We start from the raw sequence: 13,647 nt of genomic DNA on the forward strand, positions 1-13,647 counted from the left end.
TTCTTCGATGCCACGCCCCTTCGCCTTCACCCGTCGCCATGCGCTGCGCGCGCTGTCCGCGTGGCTCGCGCCTGTCGCGTTGCAGGCGACGGCCGCGGCGGGCGATGCGTCCGAAGGCCCGGCGGAATGCGTGATTCCCGCCAAGGCCGGCGGCGGCTTCGCGCTGACGTGCGCGCTGGCGCGCGATGCGCTGCAGGCCGTGCGCCCCGCACGCACGCCGCTCGCGCAGCGCTATCTGCCGGGCGGCATCGGCGCGGTGGCCTTCGACCGCATCGCGAGCGGCCAGCTCGGCGGGCCGGGCACGCTGGTCGCGTTCTCCAGCGGCTCGCTGCTCAACCTCGCGCAGGGCCGCTTCGGGCCGCACCCGCCCTCGGCCGTGCGCTGGATCGCCACGCTGGGCACCGACTACGGCGTGGTCGCCGTGCACCGCGACTCGCCCTACCGCCGTTTGCAGGACCTGATCGCCGCGCTGCGCCAGGACCCGTCGCGCGTGGTCTTCGGCGCGGGCGGCACGGTCGGCAGCCAGGACTGGGTGAAGGCCGCGCTGCTGGTGCGCGCGGCCGGCGGCGCACCGAAGGCGATGCGTTTCGTGTCCTTCGAAGGCGGCGGCGATGCGCTGGGCGCGCTGCAGGGCAAACACGTCGACGCGTTCCCGGGCGACGCCGCCGAGGCGCTGCAGGCCATCGCCGGCGGCGCGCCGCTGCGCCTGCTCGCGGTGCTGTCCGAAACGCGGCTGGGCGGCGCGCTCACGGGCGTGCCCACCGCGCGCGAGCAAGGCGCGGACATCGTCTGGCCGACCGTGCGCGGCGTTTACCTCAGTGCCAACGTGCCCGACACCGCCGTGCGCGCCTGGACCGCCGCCTTCGCCGAGGCCACGGCCGCGCCGGGCTACGCGGCGCTGCGCGAACGGCACGGCCTTTATCCTTTCGTGCTCACCGGCGCCGCACTCGACGACTATGTGCAGGCGCGCATCAAGGCCTACCAGGCGCTCGCCGACGAGCTCGGCCTGCGGCGCTGGAAGCCCTGAACACATCCGCAATTCATGACCGAAGACGACATCACCCAACACCTGATCGACACGCTCGGCGGCGGCCATTTCGAAGTGGCCGACGACAACACCTTCTTCTTCCACGGCGCGGACAACAAGTTCGCCTTCGCCACGATCGTGACGAAGGACAGCGAGTTCGACAGCGCCTCGAAGCTGAACCGGCCCGGCGTGTTCCGCCTGAACGTCGGCGTGGGCAAGGAGACCTTTCGCGCGCTGTTCGGCGAGCAGCCGCCGGCCGACGTCGACCACGCCGCGCTCGACCGGCTGATGCCGCACCCGGTGTACGCCAAGATGTACTGGGTGAGCGTGATCAATCCGAGCGCCGCGACCTTCGAGACCGTGAAGCCGCTGCTGGCGGAAGCGCGCAACCTGCTGGTCACGCGGGACAAGAGCGCGTAGACCGGCCCCAACACCCGACCATATGAAACGCATACAATCCATATACGTTTCATACAGAGGTGGCCCATGGGCATCGTCAAGATTTCAGACCTGATGCACGAGAACCTGCGCGTGGCGGGCAACGCTCTCAGCCGGTCGATCAATGCGCAGGCAGAGCACTGGATGCGGGTCGGCATGCTGACCGAGATGCATCCCGACCTCGACTACCGGGAGGTCTGCCAGCTGCTGATCCAGGCCGAGCTCTCGGGCGGCCTGGACATTGCCGCCCCACCCGGCAAGCCCCGCGCCCCCGCGAACGGCAAGCAGCACTGATGGCACACGACGTTCCCCTCCGGTCGGCCGACGAACTGGTGATGGCACGCCATGCCGCCCAACTCGCGGCGCAGGTCCTGGCCATGATCGAGCCCCACGTCGTGCCCGGCGTGAGCACCGAAGCGCTCGACCGCCTCTGCCACGCACACATCGTGAAGGTGCAAGGCGCCATTCCCGCCAACGTGGGCTACCTGGGCTATCCGAAGACCATCCTCACCTCGGTGAACCAGGTGGTGTGCCACGGCATTCCCTCGGCCGACAAGATCCTGAAGGCGGGCGACATCGTCAACATCGACGTCGCCGTCAACAAGGACGGCTGGTTCGGCGACACCAGCCGCATGTTCTTCGTCGGTGCGCCGAGCGTGCTGGCGCGCCGGCTGGTGGAGACGACCTACGAAGCCCTGTGCGCCGGCATCCGGCAGGTGAAGCCCGGCGCGACGCTGGGCGACGTGGGCCACGCGATCCAGTCGGTCGCCCAGCGCGAAAATTTCAGCGTGGTGCGCGAGTACTGCGGACACGGCATCGGCCGCATCTACCACGACGAACCGCAGGTGCTGCACTTCGGGCGGCGCGGGGCGGGCCTCGTGCTGGAGCCGGGCATGGTCTTCACCATCGAGCCGATGCTCAATGCGGGCCGCGCCGAAACGAAGCAACTGGCCGACGGCTGGACCGTCGTGACCAAGGACCGCTCGCTGTCCGCGCAGTGGGAGCACATGGTGGCGGTCACGGCCGACGGCTACGAGGTGCTGACGGCCTGGCCGGACGGCACGGGCGCCTACGCGCCGATCTGATGCGCAACGCGGCCGGGCGATGGCCGCAATGTCCTTCATCGCCCAGGCTGCTTCGCGGGTGGACGGGCTGCCTTGCATTAGGCTGCGCGTTTTTACTCCTGGCCCGCTCATGCACATCGAAGAACGCATCCACATCGCAGTCCCGCCCACGGTCGTCGACCACATCTGGAGCGAGGTCGATCGATGGCATCTGTGGGACCCGGACACCAAGAAGGCCCAGCTCAACGGCCCCTTCGCCGTGGGAACCAAGGGCCGGATCGTTCCCAGCAAGGGCATGGGCGTGCCGATGGCGGTCACGGAGCGCACCGAGGGCCGCTCGTTCACCGTCGAAGGCCACATCCCCCTGTTCCGCATGCACTTCGAGCACACGGTGTCGCCCGTCGCCGGCGGCTCGGAAGTGGTGCACCGCGTGTGGTTCACCGGTGGCCTCGCCTTCCTGTTCGGACCCGGCGTTGCCAAGCAACTTCGCACGGGGCTGCCCCGGACCATGCAGTCGCTGAAAACCTATGCGGAGCAGCGCCACGCGCCGACTCGCGCCGGCGCCTGACCGCCCCTAGTACGTCACCGTGACGGTGACCGTGTCGCTGTAACTGCCCGGCGCCACGTTGGTCTGGGCCGGCACCCGGCCGTAGACCGGGATGGCGCTGCCGGGATTGCCGCTGCCGTCGACCGTGTCCGTGCCTGCGGCATTGCCCCAGCGCAGCGAGCGCGCGGCATCGCGGTACAGCTCGTAGCGGATGTAGTCACCGGTCCCGCCCGCCATGCGCCGCTGCGTCCCCGTCACGTTCACGCCATTGCTCAGCCCCACCTTCCAGGCGGTGCTGGGCGGGCAGGCCATCGTGATGGCCGCCGTGCCGTTGACCGCGGACGCCAGCGAGCTGGCGCTGCCGAAGTCCAGATCGGTGGCCGTCACGCTGACGGCACAGGCGCTCGAATAGGTGGCCGTGACCTGCGTGTAGAAATTCGTCACCCCGGTGTACTTCGCCGAGCTCGCGTTGCAACTGCCGGGGGCGTTGCCGTTCTTCATGCCCCAGACGACCTGGGAGTTGTAGATGTTGGCCTGGTAGCTGCCCGCCGCCAGCGATTGCCCGGACGGCACGCGGCCGTACAACGGAATGTTCAGCGCGACGTTGCCGCCGCCGGCCGGCAGCACGAACGTGCCCGCCGCGCTGCTGTAGGTGCCGCCGCCCGGCGGCGGGCCGACGATGCTGCTGCGGCCCGCGTCGGCGTAGATGTTGTAGGCCATCTGCGAGCCGTTCCAGTTGGTCATGTAGCGCGGCGCGTAGCCGGCGATCTCGTTGCCCTGGTAGACGTACACGCAGTAGTTCATGTACATGGTCTGGCCGGTGTCGTTCTGGCAGGCGAAGCCGACCGTGGCGGTGGTGTCCGTCGCCGCCGACGCCGTCACGGTGCCGAAGGCGAAGGTGGGCTGGCTGGCGACCCAGCAGCTCGGGTCGGCATGCGCCGCGCCCATGCCCAGCAGCCACGAGAGTGCCAGCGCCAGTTTCACGAATCTCAACGTCCACATGTCAACCGCTCTTTCTGCAAACCACCGCCCTCGGGACGCCGCCAGTCGAACTGCGCCCGGCACACCCCGCCGTCGGGCGTGCGCACGGCCAGCGTGTTGCGCACGTCGAGCGTGTCCAGGTACACCCAGCCGTCATAGCCCACCACCGCACCGCTGCCGTCCTGGCCGTTCACCTGCACGCGGCTGCCCAGCGGCAAGGGCTGGCCCTGCGCGTCCATCAATGCCACGTGGGCGGCCCGCACGGGCGTGATGCCGAAATGCGCCCGCGCGCCCGACCGGCCGGCCGGGGTGATGAGGGTCTCGGCGCGCTCGATGCGCACGTCGGCGGGCAGGTCCATCGGGTCGATCGCCAGCTTGTTGTTCTGGTAGGCGTTCACCGGCACGACCAGCAGCAGGCCGCTCGCATTGGTCTGCCCCACCGGTCGATTCTCGAGCTTCACGGGCACGCCGGCCACGCCGTCGGTGTCCACCACCGCAAAGGCGTCGTCGATGCGCCGCGCGGCCAGCACCCCGCCGCCCATCAGCACCAGCGCACCGCTGGCGCCCGCGTAGGCGTAGCGGCTGGCGCTGCTGCCGCCCATCTCGCTCACGCCGGCCTGCACGCGGCCGTAGGGGCCCAGGTAGTTGACCTCGGCCTGGCCGCCGGTCGCACCGCCGCCCGTGCGCGCCGTGGCGCGCCAGCCCCAACCGCCGTCGCCGAGGGGCGACTGCTGCGCGCTGACGGTGCCCACCGTGCCCTGGTCGCCGCTGCGCTGCACGCCGGCGCTCACGCTGGTCTGTGCGTCCCACGACCAGCTCAGGCCGACGAAGATGCCGCGGTCGCTGCGCTTGTCCAGGTTCTGGTTCATGCCCACCGTGATCGAGGTCGTGCGCCCGATCGAACGGAACCAGTTCACACTGGCATAGCGCGACGCGCTCTGCCCGACCGGGCGCAGGTACAGGTAGCTGAGGCTGACGTTGCCCAGGCCGCCCATGTCGTAGCCCACGCTCGCGCTGGCACTGCCCTTGGCCGGGGCCGAGCCGTAGGCCGTGGCCACGTCGCGGTAGTCGCCCTGGGTGCGGGTGCCGTTCAGGCCGACCGACAGGCGCTCCTGCCGCCACAGGTAGCCCAGGCTGGTCTGCGTGCCGCTGCGGCTGCCGCCGGGGGCGTCGGCGTCGTGCCGGCTGCCCGCCAGCGCCGCCGACAGCGTGCCCGCGGCGCCCAGTTGCCACACGCCGCCGGCGCCGGCCAGCGCCAGGCCGCGCGTCACTTCGCCATGCGCTTCCATCGTGAAGCTGTCGCTGAGGCCCCGGCGCCAGGTGCCGGTCAGCACCGGCTGCTTGCCGTAGTCGAAGGAGCGCAGGCCGTAATTGCGGCGCACCACGCCCAGGTCGACCGTCCAATCGGTCAGCCCGGGCGCCAGCAGGCGGTTGCTGTCGAAGAGCGAAAAGCTCAGCGTGGCGGCGCGGCCCAGCGCGTCGGTCACCACCACCTGCGCCGTGCCCGTGCTGTTGATGCGCGGCAGCGTGTTGAGCTGGAACGGCCCCGCCGGCACCTGGCCGCTGTACTGGCGGATGCCGTCGATGAACAGCTCCACGTCCGAGGGCATCGTGGCCGAGCCGATGAAGCTGGGCAGCGGCGCGGTCTGGCGGTAAGGCTGCAGGCCGAAGTCGCGCGACAGCTGGATGCCGCCGATGCGCGTGGCGCGCGACCAGGGCACGGCGCCGGTGAGCGTGTCGCCCACGCGCAGGGTGAGCATCCTGTCGGGGAAGGCCAGGCTCCAGGTGCTGTCCATGCGCACGGACTGGTCCTTCCAGCCCTGGGTGTCGTGCGTGCGCTGCATCAGCCAGGTGGTGCTGAGCACGCTGGCGCCGCGGAACGCGCGCAGCTCGCCGAAGGCGCTCAGGCTGCTGCCACCGCCCCTGCCCTGGGTGCCATAGAGGTCGTAGTTCAGCAGCAGGCCGGTGGACGTGCTCAGGGGCTGCGCGGTGACGGCCGCCTGCCCCACCGTGGCCGTGGGCAGGCTCAGCATCGCGAGCGGCGCGGTCAGGGCCAGTTGCTGGCGTGCGGCATCGTAGTCAGCGGAAAGCCCGGGCAGGTCGCGCAAGGGCAGCCATTCGGCAGCGTTGTCGGGCAGGGTGAAACTCAGTTCGCGCAGCACCGCACGGGAGGCCCACAAGGCCCCGCCCTCCAGGCGAAACGGGTGCAGCCCGCGCGCCATGCCGTTGAGGCTGACCTCCAGGTACAGCGTCATGGCAGCCGGCGCGGCCTGGGCGGCGGGCGCAGCCAGGGCGGGCGGTGCGGTCAGGGCCAGCGCAAACGGCGCCAGCGCGAAAGGGGCCAGCAAGGCCCTCGCCATGTGCACGGCCTGCTCAGCGCGCCAGTGGCGCGAGGTCTGCGGCCGTGGTCCTGCCATCGATCATGGCCTGCCAGCGACCCGCGCCTGACACGGCGGCAGGCGGCGTCTTCAGCGGCCAGCGCATGGTGGCGCCGGGCAGCACATAGCCCAGCAAGCCGGCATGGGCGGTGACGGCGCGGCCGTCCGCGCCGGTGAACACAAGGTCCGCCAGCTGGGCGTGCACCCCGCCGCTGTTGCTGACTTCGAGCACGGCCTTGCCGTCCTCGCGCCGCAGGCTCCAGCGCAACTGCGCGGGGGCCGGCTCCGCGCCTGCCGGGGAAACGAAGATGGGCAGCGAGTGCCGCATCACGAAGTTCAGGTTGCTCTTCCTGCCGTCGGTCGCAGCGCCTGCCGCCTGCGGCACGGGCAACTCGTCCACCAGCACGCGGTAGGCCTCTTCGGCCGCACCCGCGGGCGGCGGCCCGTTGCGGATCACGCGCACCAGTTGCCGCCCGTCGATGGGCAGTTGCAGCATGGGCGGGCTGACGATGAGTCCGTCCGCCGGATCCATGCGGTCCTGCCCGTCCACCTGCGTCCAGCGGAACACGCGGATCTGCGCGTCCAGCGGCGCTGGCCCCGTGTTGCTCAGCCAGAGCCCGTCGGCCTGCCGGGTCGCCGCCAGCGTCAGGGTGACGGGCGAGACCTGCAGGCCGGCCGCCTGGACCGCACCGCCGCCAAGCAGGCATGCGCCCCACAGTCCGAGGATGGCAAGAGCACGTCTCACGATTCAGTACGGGCTCAGTACGTGACCGTCACCGTCACGGTGTCGGCGTAGCTGCCGGGCGTGAAATTGGCGTTGGTGTTCTTGGCGTAGACCGTCAGGGATGCCGCAGCGCCGTCGCCCGTGCCGCCCACGGTGTTGGTGCCGATGGTGCTGCCCCAGGCTGCGCCAAAGGTCGAGTCCGAATACAGCGCGTAAGGCACCTTGTCGCTGTTGGTGGCCGACGACATGAAACCCGTGCCGTTGACGGTGCCGCTGTTGGCGGTCGACGGCGCCAGGCCGACGTTGTACGGCGTGGTCTTGGAGCAAGTGACCGAAATGGTGTTGCTGCCCGTCTGGCTGGTCGCCGTGGGCAGCACGGCGGTGCCCAGGCTGATGTCAGAGGTGGTGCCGGCGGTCACCGAGCAGCTCTTGACGATGGTCATCTTGACCTGAAAGCTCGCCGAGGCCGTCTGGGCCAGGACGGAACCGGATGCGAGAGCGAGGGTGGCGGTAACCGCCGCGGCGACTGCGAGCTTGAGCATGAAGAACTCCAAATGTAATCAATAAGACCTGACAGGTCGGTATTTTGTAATCATTTTTCATACGTTTTAATTACAAAGTGGCGCAAGGATGCCCCACGACCGGCCTGTTTGCCCTCGGATTCACGGCGCCTCGGCTCAAGTTTCGTGATGTAGTTCTCGTAACAATTGGAAAACTGTTTGCAGTGTTTACATTTCTGCCACAGTCCAAGCGCCCCTTGGCTCCACGAAATGGAGGCCTTGGTGCGGTCGATGGCGGGGGGGAAAGTGGTCGCGACAAGCGCGGGGCGCCCGAGGCTGCTCCGCCTCAGGAAGTCGATGCGGACCGGCTCGGGGCGTTGCCCGAACCCGCCCGGGGGGACAGGCGGCAGGGAGTCGCCCTGCCCCCTCGTCAGCCTCAGGCCTTGGCCAACCGGCGCCGCGCCTTCACCGCCGACGCCAGCCCTTCGAGCACCGGCACCGTCTGCGCAAAACCGATGCACGCATCGGTGATCGACACGCCGTGCTTCAACGGCACACCCGGCTTCAGGTCCTGCCGGCCTTCCTCGAGGTGGCTCTCGATCATGATCCCGGTGATTCGCCGCTCGCCGCCCGCGATCTGCGCGGCCACGTCTTCGGCCACCACGATCTGGCGCTGGTGCTGCTTGCTGCTGTTGCCGTGCGAGACGTCGATCATCACCTGCGGGCGCAGGCCGTTGGCCAGCAGCGCCTCGCAGCTGGACGCCACATCCGCCGCCGAATAGTTGGGCGCCTTGCCGCCGCGCAGGATCACGTGGCAGTCGTCGTTGCCGCGCGTCTCGAAGATCGCGGCCATGCCCATCTTGGTCATGCCCATGAAGGCATGCGGTGCGCGGGCCGCGAGGATGGCGTCGGCCGCCACCTTCACGCTGCCGTCGGTGCCGTTCTTGAAGCCGACCGGGCAGCTCAGGCCCGAGGCCAGCTGGCGGTGGCTCTGGCTCTCGGTGGTGCGCGCGCCGATGGCGCCCCAGGCGATCAGGTCGGCGATGAACTGCGGGCTCAGCAGGTCGAGGAACTCGGTACCGGTCGGCAGGCCCAGCGTGGTCAGCTCCAGCAGCAGGCGCCGCGCGCGCTCCAGGCCTTCGTTGATGGCGAAGCTGCCGTCCAGGTGCGGATCGTTGATGTAGCCCTTCCAGCCGACGGTGGTGCGCGGCTTCTCGAAGTAGGCGCGCATGACGATGAGCAGGTCGTCCTGCAGTGAATCGGCCACCTTCTTCAGGCGCTGCGCGTATTCGATGGCCTGGTCGTGGTCGTGGATGGAGCACGGGCCGACCACGACCACCAAGCGGTCGTCGCGCCCGTGCAGCACGTCGGCGATGGCGGCGCGGCTGCCTTCGACCAGCGCGAGCGTGTTGTCGCGCACGGGCACGCGCTCTTGCAGCAGCGCGGGGGTCATGAGCGGGCGCACGGCGCCGATGCGCACGTCGTCGATGCGGGTGGTGTCGAGGGTGCTGTCGCGAGAGCCGACTTCGGCGTCGTGGCGGGGGTCGTCGAGGCGGGACATGGTCGTGGGAGTGGGTTGCGAAAGGGTTTCTTCGATTGTCCCCCAGCACGCCCACCCCACCCTGCTCAGGCCGCCTTCAGGAACACGTCGGGGTCCGGCGCGGCCTGCATCGGCGGCTGGCCTCACGGGACCCAAGCCAGGCGATCACGCCGACGAACGCGACAGCGTCGCCAACTTCTTCCTCGCGCTCTGCAAGAGGCCGACCTTCTCGACGGGCAGCGGCGCCTTCGTATCCCCGAGCTTGATGATCTCGAGCGCCGCGGGTTTCGGCATGAGCGCATCGCGCGGCGTGAGGCCGTTGAACTTCGCGTTCGAGATGACGTGCACCTTCAGGTGGCGGTGGATGGTCTTCGAGAGCTTCCGGCAAGCGGCCGCCAGAGTGGCTTCGTCGGGCATCGACTGGCCGTGCACGACGAGCAGCTCCAGGGTGCCGTCTTCGTCCTCCGCGAGCACGAAGGCGCGCACGACCGAGGCCTTGAACTTGCCGCGCAGCATCGCGCGAACCGGCTCGGCCGCGGCGAACGACTTGAGCGCGATGTTGCGCAGCTCGTCGTGGAAGATGAACGCGCGGTCGATCGAGAAGGTCTCGGCCTCCTCGGCCTTCGGCTTTTGCTTCTTCAGGATGCCGCTGCCGACGAGGTGCGCCAAGGTGCGTTCCACATCGGCGGGGTCGAGCTTCGAGCGCTGGGCCAGCTCGCTGGAAGACAGGGGTTGTTGGGGCGCCGCGTAGGCGACCATCAAGAGCTTTTGCACCTCGGGGGCGAAAAGAAAATCTGCAGCACTCATTTCGCGGTTCTCAACTTCTCTGCGTCTGTGGGGGTTCTCTACAAGCGGATTGCATTATCGAGAGCGCCCCGCTTCCCGTGCGATGCGCCTTTCTCCACGGCGTTTTCGCGGCGGATTCCGTCACCGCGCATGGCGCCGGCCTACAGCGGAGCCCGGCGCTCACCGGTAAGAACGGCTGAACACGACAAGGAGCTTCAGCCATGGACCTGGAACAGACGATCGCTTTGACCTCACGGGCCGGCGACCCCCGGCGGTACTGGGCCCCGTGCCTGGGCGTGGCGCTGGTGGCGATGTCGCTGTTCTACGTGACCTTGAAAGACCTGGTGCACGAGAGCGCGGCGCGTGCTGCGGCCTTGACCACTGCAGTCGTGCCCGCCGAGCCCGACAAGTCGACCGCTCACAGCGCGTTGCCAGATGCGGTGACCCGCGCACCCATGCCATCGGCCACGCTGACGAACACGAACGTCGAGGCCCCGGTGATCGCCCCCACAGCCAAGACCGCGCCTGCCGTCGTCGAGGTGCACAAGTGCGTCATGCCCGAGGGCGATGCGGCCTACTCCGACGGGCCGTGCCCCGCAGGCGCTCGCGCGAGCACGCTGCGATTGCCGCGCGACCTGCACGCCTTGGCGAGTCCCTGAGCTTTTGGGCGGCTCACCCCGCCTTCAGAAACACATCGTGGTCCGGCGCAAAGTTGGCGTGCAGCGGCAGCATCGCGCCGCCGAGCGCGCAGGCCTGCGCCCCCGCCCTGCCCCCATGCAGCTGCGGCGCCCACAGGCCCTCCCAGTTGCATTGCGCGAGCGCCGCGCGGGTCTGCACCAGCAGCGCGTCGAGCAGCGCGCGCGACATCGAGCCGTCCATCACCACGTCGGCCAGGTCGAGCACCGCGGTGCTGCTGACGATGGCATGCGCCAGCGCGCGTGACGCGCTGCCGAGCCAGGCCTGCGTGGCCGCGGCGAACGGTGCCTCGAGCGCGCGGTCGTCGTAGGCCGCCGTGGCGTCGAGGCCTTCGGCGCGCAGGCGCTGTTCCAGCTCCCACAGCGACGCCTCGGCCACCACCTGCGTCGACAGACCTTCGGAGGGCTTCTCGGTGCGCATCGGGATCGACGCGAGCGCGCCCGCGTTGCCATGCGCGCCGGTGTGCAGGTGCGAGTTGATGACCAGCCCGCCGCCCACGAAGGTGTCGACGAAGATGTAGAGAAAGCTCTTGAGGTCGTGCCCGCGCCCCGTCACCAGCTCGGCCACGCAGGCCGCCACGGTGTCGCGCGCAAAGCCCACGGGCACGTCGGTGCGCGCGCGCACCTCGGCCAGCAGGTCCATCTGGTTCCATTCGTCCGACTGCGCCTTCGACAGCCCCAGCGTGCGGTGCCAGCCGCCAAGCTGGAACGGCGCCGCCAGCCCCGCGCCCACGTTGCGCGCGGCCAGCGGCCCGAGCCCGTCGCGCAGGCGGTGGATGTGCTCGGCGATCACGGGCAGCAGCGCCGCGGCGTCGGGGAACTCGTAGCGGATCGCGTGGTGCTCGCGCACGCGCGCCGCGAAGTCGATCAGCAGCCACTCGGCGCCGCGCCGCCCGAGCTTCACGCCGATGGCGAAGGCGCCGTCGGGGTTCAGCGCCAGCGGCACCGAAGGCTGGCCGATGCGCCCGCGCACACGGCTTTGCTTGACGATGAGGCCGTCGTCCTCGAGCCGCGCGGTGATGAGGCCGATGGTCTGTGCGCTCAGGCCCGTGAGCCGCGCGAGGTCGGCCTTGGGCAGGCTGGTGTGCACGCGCAGCGCCTGCAGCACCACGCGCTCGTTGAACTGGCGCATGCCCACCTGGTTGGAGCCGCGCGGACGCAGCAAGGCCGAGGGGCGTTCAACGATGGCGATGTCGGTGCCGGTATCAGGCATGCGCCTCCGCGGGCAACTGGTCGGCGGTCATGGCGCCGGTCATCACGGCCACGGTGTCGCTCATGCTGATCTTCTTCGGATTGAGCACGGCCGCGCGCCTGCCCAGGCGCGCCACGTGGATGCGGTCGGCCACCTCGAACACGTGCGGCATGTTGTGGCTGATGAGCACCACGGGCAGCCCGCGCTCGCGCACGCGGCGGATCAGCTCGAGCACCATGTTGCCTTCCTTCACGCCGAGTGCGGCGGTGGGCTCGTCCATGATGACCACGTGCCGCGCGAAGGCCGCGCTGCGCGCCACGGCCACGCACTGGCGCTGGCCGCCCGAGAGCGTTTCGACGGCCTGCGTCATCGACTGGATGCCGACCTTCAGGTCCTGCATGCGCGCCGTGCTTTCGAGCAGCATCTTCTTCTTGTCGAGCATGCGCAGCACGTTGCCCAGGAAGCCGGGGCGGCGCAGTTCGCGGCCGAGAAAAAGGTTCTCGTAGATGGTCATCGCGGGCGCGACGGCGAGGTCCTGGTAGACCGTCTCGATGCCGGCGCGGCGCGCATCGAGCGGGTTGCGGAAATGCACCGGCGCGCCGTCGAGCAGGATCTGGCCTTCGTCGGGCACGATGGCGCCCGACAACGCCTTGATGAGCGACGACTTGCCCGCGCCGTTGTCGCCGATCACCGCGAGGATCTCGCCTTCGCGCAGCTCGAAGTCCACGCCGTCGAGCGCGGTGACCTGGCCGTAGCGCTTCACCAGGCCCTTGGCCTGCATCACGATCTTGGGGTTGGCCACGGTGTTCATCAGCGGGCTCCCTTGCGCGAGAGTTGATCGGCCGCCACCGCCAGGATCACGAGCACGCCCGTCACCAGCACCTGGTAGATCGACGACACGCCCATCAGCGTGAGCCCGTTGCGAAAGACGCCCACGATGAGCACGCCGATGAGCGAACCCAGCACGATGCCGCGCCCACCGAACAGGCTGGTGCCGCCGAGCACCACGGCGGTGATGGCGTCCAGGTTCTCGGTCTGGCCCGCGTTCGGGTCGCCCACGCCGGTGCGCGCCACCGACAGCAGCGAGGCGATCCCGTAGAGCACGCCCGCCGCCACGTACACGCCCAGCAGGACGCGCTGTGTCGGAATGCCGACCAGCCGCGTGGCTTCGGCGTTGTTGCCGACCGCGTAGATGTGGCGCCCCGCGGCCGTCTCGCGCAGCACGAACCACGCGAGCACATACAGCGCCACCATCAGCACCGAGCCCCACGCCACTTCGGCGCTGCCGATGGTGAAGGTGGTGCCCAGGCCCGTGAGGCCGGCGGGCAGGTCGGTGATCGTTTGCGATGACGAGTACAGCTGCGTGATCGCGAACGCGATGTTCAGCGTGCCCAGCGTCACGATGAACGGCGGCAGCTTGATGCGCGTGACCAGCAGGCCGTTGAGCAGGCCGAACAGCGTCGTCACGCCGATGCCGCACAGGATGGCCAGCGGCACCGGCATGCCGAGCTCGGTGGCGAACTTCGTCATGATGATCCCGCCCAGTGCCATCACCATGCCGCACGACAGGTCGATGCCGGCCGTGAGGATGATCAGCGTCTGGCCGATGGCGATCACGCCCACCACCATCACCTGCTGCAGGATCAGCGACAGGTTGCCGCCCGTGAGAAAGCGGTCGGACTGCGTCGCAAAGAAGATGCATGCGCCGAGCAGGGCCAGCCACGGCCCGAGGGCGCCCCACGGAATGCGGTGCGTCGGAGATGTCGCCATCGATG

General features: G+C 69.6%; 15 protein-coding genes. 6 read left to right on the plus strand and 9 right to left on the minus strand.

What is annotated here, in order from left to right:
- The first annotated feature begins 7 nt into the window (after positions 1-7).
- The 5 genes from AC07Q9_RS13185 (at position 8) to AC07Q9_RS13205 (ending at position 3,097) form a co-directional block, all read left to right on the plus strand.
- Positions 8-1,027, plus strand: coding sequence for a Bug family tripartite tricarboxylate transporter substrate binding protein (locus AC07Q9_RS13185; RefSeq protein WP_495309889.1), 1,020 nt, complete (start codon positions 8-10; stop codon positions 1,025-1,027).
- A 15-nt stretch (positions 1,028-1,042) separates the two neighbouring features.
- Positions 1,043-1,447 (plus strand): DUF6194 family protein, encoded by a 405-nt coding sequence (locus AC07Q9_RS13190; RefSeq protein ID WP_495309891.1) that lies wholly within the window; start codon positions 1,043-1,045, stop codon positions 1,445-1,447.
- 66 nt (positions 1,448-1,513) lie between these two features.
- Positions 1,514-1,759, plus strand: a complete 246-nt coding sequence (locus tag AC07Q9_RS13195) for a ParD-like family protein (protein ID WP_099796415.1) — start codon at positions 1,514-1,516, stop codon at positions 1,757-1,759.
- The gene (gene map, locus AC07Q9_RS13200; RefSeq protein WP_492678182.1) at positions 1,759-2,550 is read left to right on the plus strand and encodes a type I methionyl aminopeptidase; all 792 of its coding nucleotides are present in this window, start codon (positions 1,759-1,761) and stop codon (positions 2,548-2,550) included. Before AC07Q9_RS13195 ends, map begins: the two co-directional genes overlap by 1 nt.
- A 109-nt stretch (positions 2,551-2,659) precedes the next feature.
- Positions 2,660-3,097 carry an SRPBCC family protein gene (locus tag AC07Q9_RS13205; RefSeq protein ID WP_495309894.1) on the plus strand — a complete coding sequence of 146 codons (438 nt, stop codon included), beginning with the start codon at positions 2,660-2,662 and terminating at the stop codon, positions 3,095-3,097.
- 6 nt (positions 3,098-3,103) lie between these two features.
- Here the strand turns inward: AC07Q9_RS13205 and AC07Q9_RS13210 are convergent, their stop codons facing one another.
- The 6 genes from AC07Q9_RS13210 to AC07Q9_RS13235 all read right to left on the minus strand — a co-directional run bounded on the left by AC07Q9_RS13210 (position 3,104) and on the right by AC07Q9_RS13235 (position 10,006).
- The gene (locus tag AC07Q9_RS13210) at positions 3,104-4,078 is read right to left on the minus strand and encodes a Csu type fimbrial protein (RefSeq protein ID WP_495309896.1); all 975 of its coding nucleotides are present in this window, start codon (positions 4,076-4,078) and stop codon (positions 3,104-3,106) included.
- Positions 4,066-6,405 carry a fimbria/pilus outer membrane usher protein gene (locus tag AC07Q9_RS13215; RefSeq protein ID WP_495309898.1) on the minus strand — a complete coding sequence of 780 codons (2,340 nt, stop codon included), beginning with the start codon at positions 6,403-6,405 and terminating at the stop codon, positions 4,066-4,068. Before AC07Q9_RS13215 ends, AC07Q9_RS13210 begins: the two co-directional genes overlap by 13 nt.
- Before the next feature lie 25 nt (positions 6,406-6,430).
- Positions 6,431-7,180: a fimbrial biogenesis chaperone gene (locus tag AC07Q9_RS13220; RefSeq protein ID WP_495309900.1), complete on the minus strand. Its 750-nt coding sequence runs from the start codon at positions 7,178-7,180 to the stop codon at positions 6,431-6,433.
- 14 nt (positions 7,181-7,194) lie between these two features.
- Positions 7,195-7,701: a Csu type fimbrial protein gene (locus AC07Q9_RS13225; protein WP_495309903.1), complete on the minus strand. Its 507-nt coding sequence runs from the start codon at positions 7,699-7,701 to the stop codon at positions 7,195-7,197.
- Between the two features lie 394 nt (positions 7,702-8,095).
- Positions 8,096-9,220 (minus strand): 3-deoxy-7-phosphoheptulonate synthase, encoded by a 1,125-nt coding sequence (locus tag AC07Q9_RS13230; RefSeq protein WP_139703841.1) that lies wholly within the window; start codon positions 9,218-9,220, stop codon positions 8,096-8,098.
- 144 nt (positions 9,221-9,364) lie between these two features.
- On the minus strand, positions 9,365-10,006 hold the full coding sequence (locus AC07Q9_RS13235; protein ID WP_495309906.1) for a hypothetical protein: 642 nt from the start codon (positions 10,004-10,006) through the stop codon (positions 9,365-9,367).
- A gap of 200 nt (positions 10,007-10,206) precedes the next feature.
- Between AC07Q9_RS13235 and AC07Q9_RS13240 the strand changes: the two genes are divergently transcribed.
- Positions 10,207-10,644, plus strand: a complete 438-nt coding sequence (locus AC07Q9_RS13240; protein WP_495309908.1) for a hypothetical protein — start codon at positions 10,207-10,209, stop codon at positions 10,642-10,644.
- Positions 10,645-10,657: 13 nt separating this feature from the next.
- On the opposite strand, the gene AC07Q9_RS13245 is transcribed toward AC07Q9_RS13240, so the two are convergent.
- The 3 genes from AC07Q9_RS13245 to AC07Q9_RS13255 are packed head-to-tail and all read right to left on the minus strand — an operon-like array spanning position 10,658 to position 13,642.
- Entirely contained in the window at positions 10,658-11,893 is a 1,236-nt protein-coding gene (locus AC07Q9_RS13245) for an ROK family transcriptional regulator (protein ID WP_495299467.1), read from the minus strand.
- Positions 11,886-12,683, minus strand: coding sequence for an ATP-binding cassette domain-containing protein (locus AC07Q9_RS13250; protein ID WP_056583427.1), 798 nt, complete (start codon positions 12,681-12,683; stop codon positions 11,886-11,888). Before AC07Q9_RS13250 ends, AC07Q9_RS13245 begins: the two co-directional genes overlap by 8 nt.
- The gene (locus tag AC07Q9_RS13255; protein WP_492678158.1) at positions 12,683-13,642 is read right to left on the minus strand and encodes an ABC transporter permease; all 960 of its coding nucleotides are present in this window, start codon (positions 13,640-13,642) and stop codon (positions 12,683-12,685) included. The genes AC07Q9_RS13250 and AC07Q9_RS13255 overlap by 1 nt, the downstream gene beginning before the upstream one ends.
- Positions 13,643-13,647 lie beyond the last annotated feature (5 nt).

The organism is Variovorax sp. GW821-FHT09A10 (genome assembly GCF_059418385.1).

What these genes read in the sequence shown, in the direction of transcription:
- AC07Q9_RS13185 (WP_495309889.1), top strand. Translation starts at nt 8, where the DNA reads ATGCCACGCCCCTTCGCCTTCACCCGTCGCCATGCGCTGCGCGCGCTG.
- AC07Q9_RS13190 (WP_495309891.1), top strand. Translation starts at nt 1,043, where the DNA reads ATGACCGAAGACGACATCACCCAACACCTGATCGACACGCTCGGCGGC.
- AC07Q9_RS13195 (WP_099796415.1), top strand. Translation starts at nt 1,514, where the DNA reads ATGGGCATCGTCAAGATTTCAGACCTGATGCACGAGAACCTGCGCGTG.
- map (WP_492678182.1), top strand. Translation starts at nt 1,759, where the DNA reads ATGGCACACGACGTTCCCCTCCGGTCGGCCGACGAACTGGTGATGGCA.
- AC07Q9_RS13205 (WP_495309894.1), top strand. Translation starts at nt 2,660, where the DNA reads ATGCACATCGAAGAACGCATCCACATCGCAGTCCCGCCCACGGTCGTC.
- AC07Q9_RS13210 (WP_495309896.1), bottom strand. Translation starts at nt 4,078, where the DNA reads ATGTGGACGTTGAGATTCGTGAAACTGGCGCTGGCACTCTCGTGGCTG.
- AC07Q9_RS13225 (WP_495309903.1), bottom strand. Translation starts at nt 7,701, where the DNA reads ATGCTCAAGCTCGCAGTCGCCGCGGCGGTTACCGCCACCCTCGCTCTC.
- AC07Q9_RS13230 (WP_139703841.1), bottom strand. Translation starts at nt 9,220, where the DNA reads ATGTCCCGCCTCGACGACCCCCGCCACGACGCCGAAGTCGGCTCTCGC.
- AC07Q9_RS13235 (WP_495309906.1), bottom strand. Translation starts at nt 10,006, where the DNA reads ATGAGTGCTGCAGATTTTCTTTTCGCCCCCGAGGTGCAAAAGCTCTTG.
- AC07Q9_RS13240 (WP_495309908.1), top strand. Translation starts at nt 10,207, where the DNA reads ATGGACCTGGAACAGACGATCGCTTTGACCTCACGGGCCGGCGACCCC.
- AC07Q9_RS13245 (WP_495299467.1), bottom strand. Translation starts at nt 11,893, where the DNA reads ATGCCTGATACCGGCACCGACATCGCCATCGTTGAACGCCCCTCGGCC.
- AC07Q9_RS13250 (WP_056583427.1), bottom strand. Translation starts at nt 12,683, where the DNA reads ATGAACACCGTGGCCAACCCCAAGATCGTGATGCAGGCCAAGGGCCTG.
- AC07Q9_RS13255 (WP_492678158.1), bottom strand. Translation starts at nt 13,642, where the DNA reads ATGGCGACATCTCCGACGCACCGCATTCCGTGGGGCGCCCTCGGGCCG.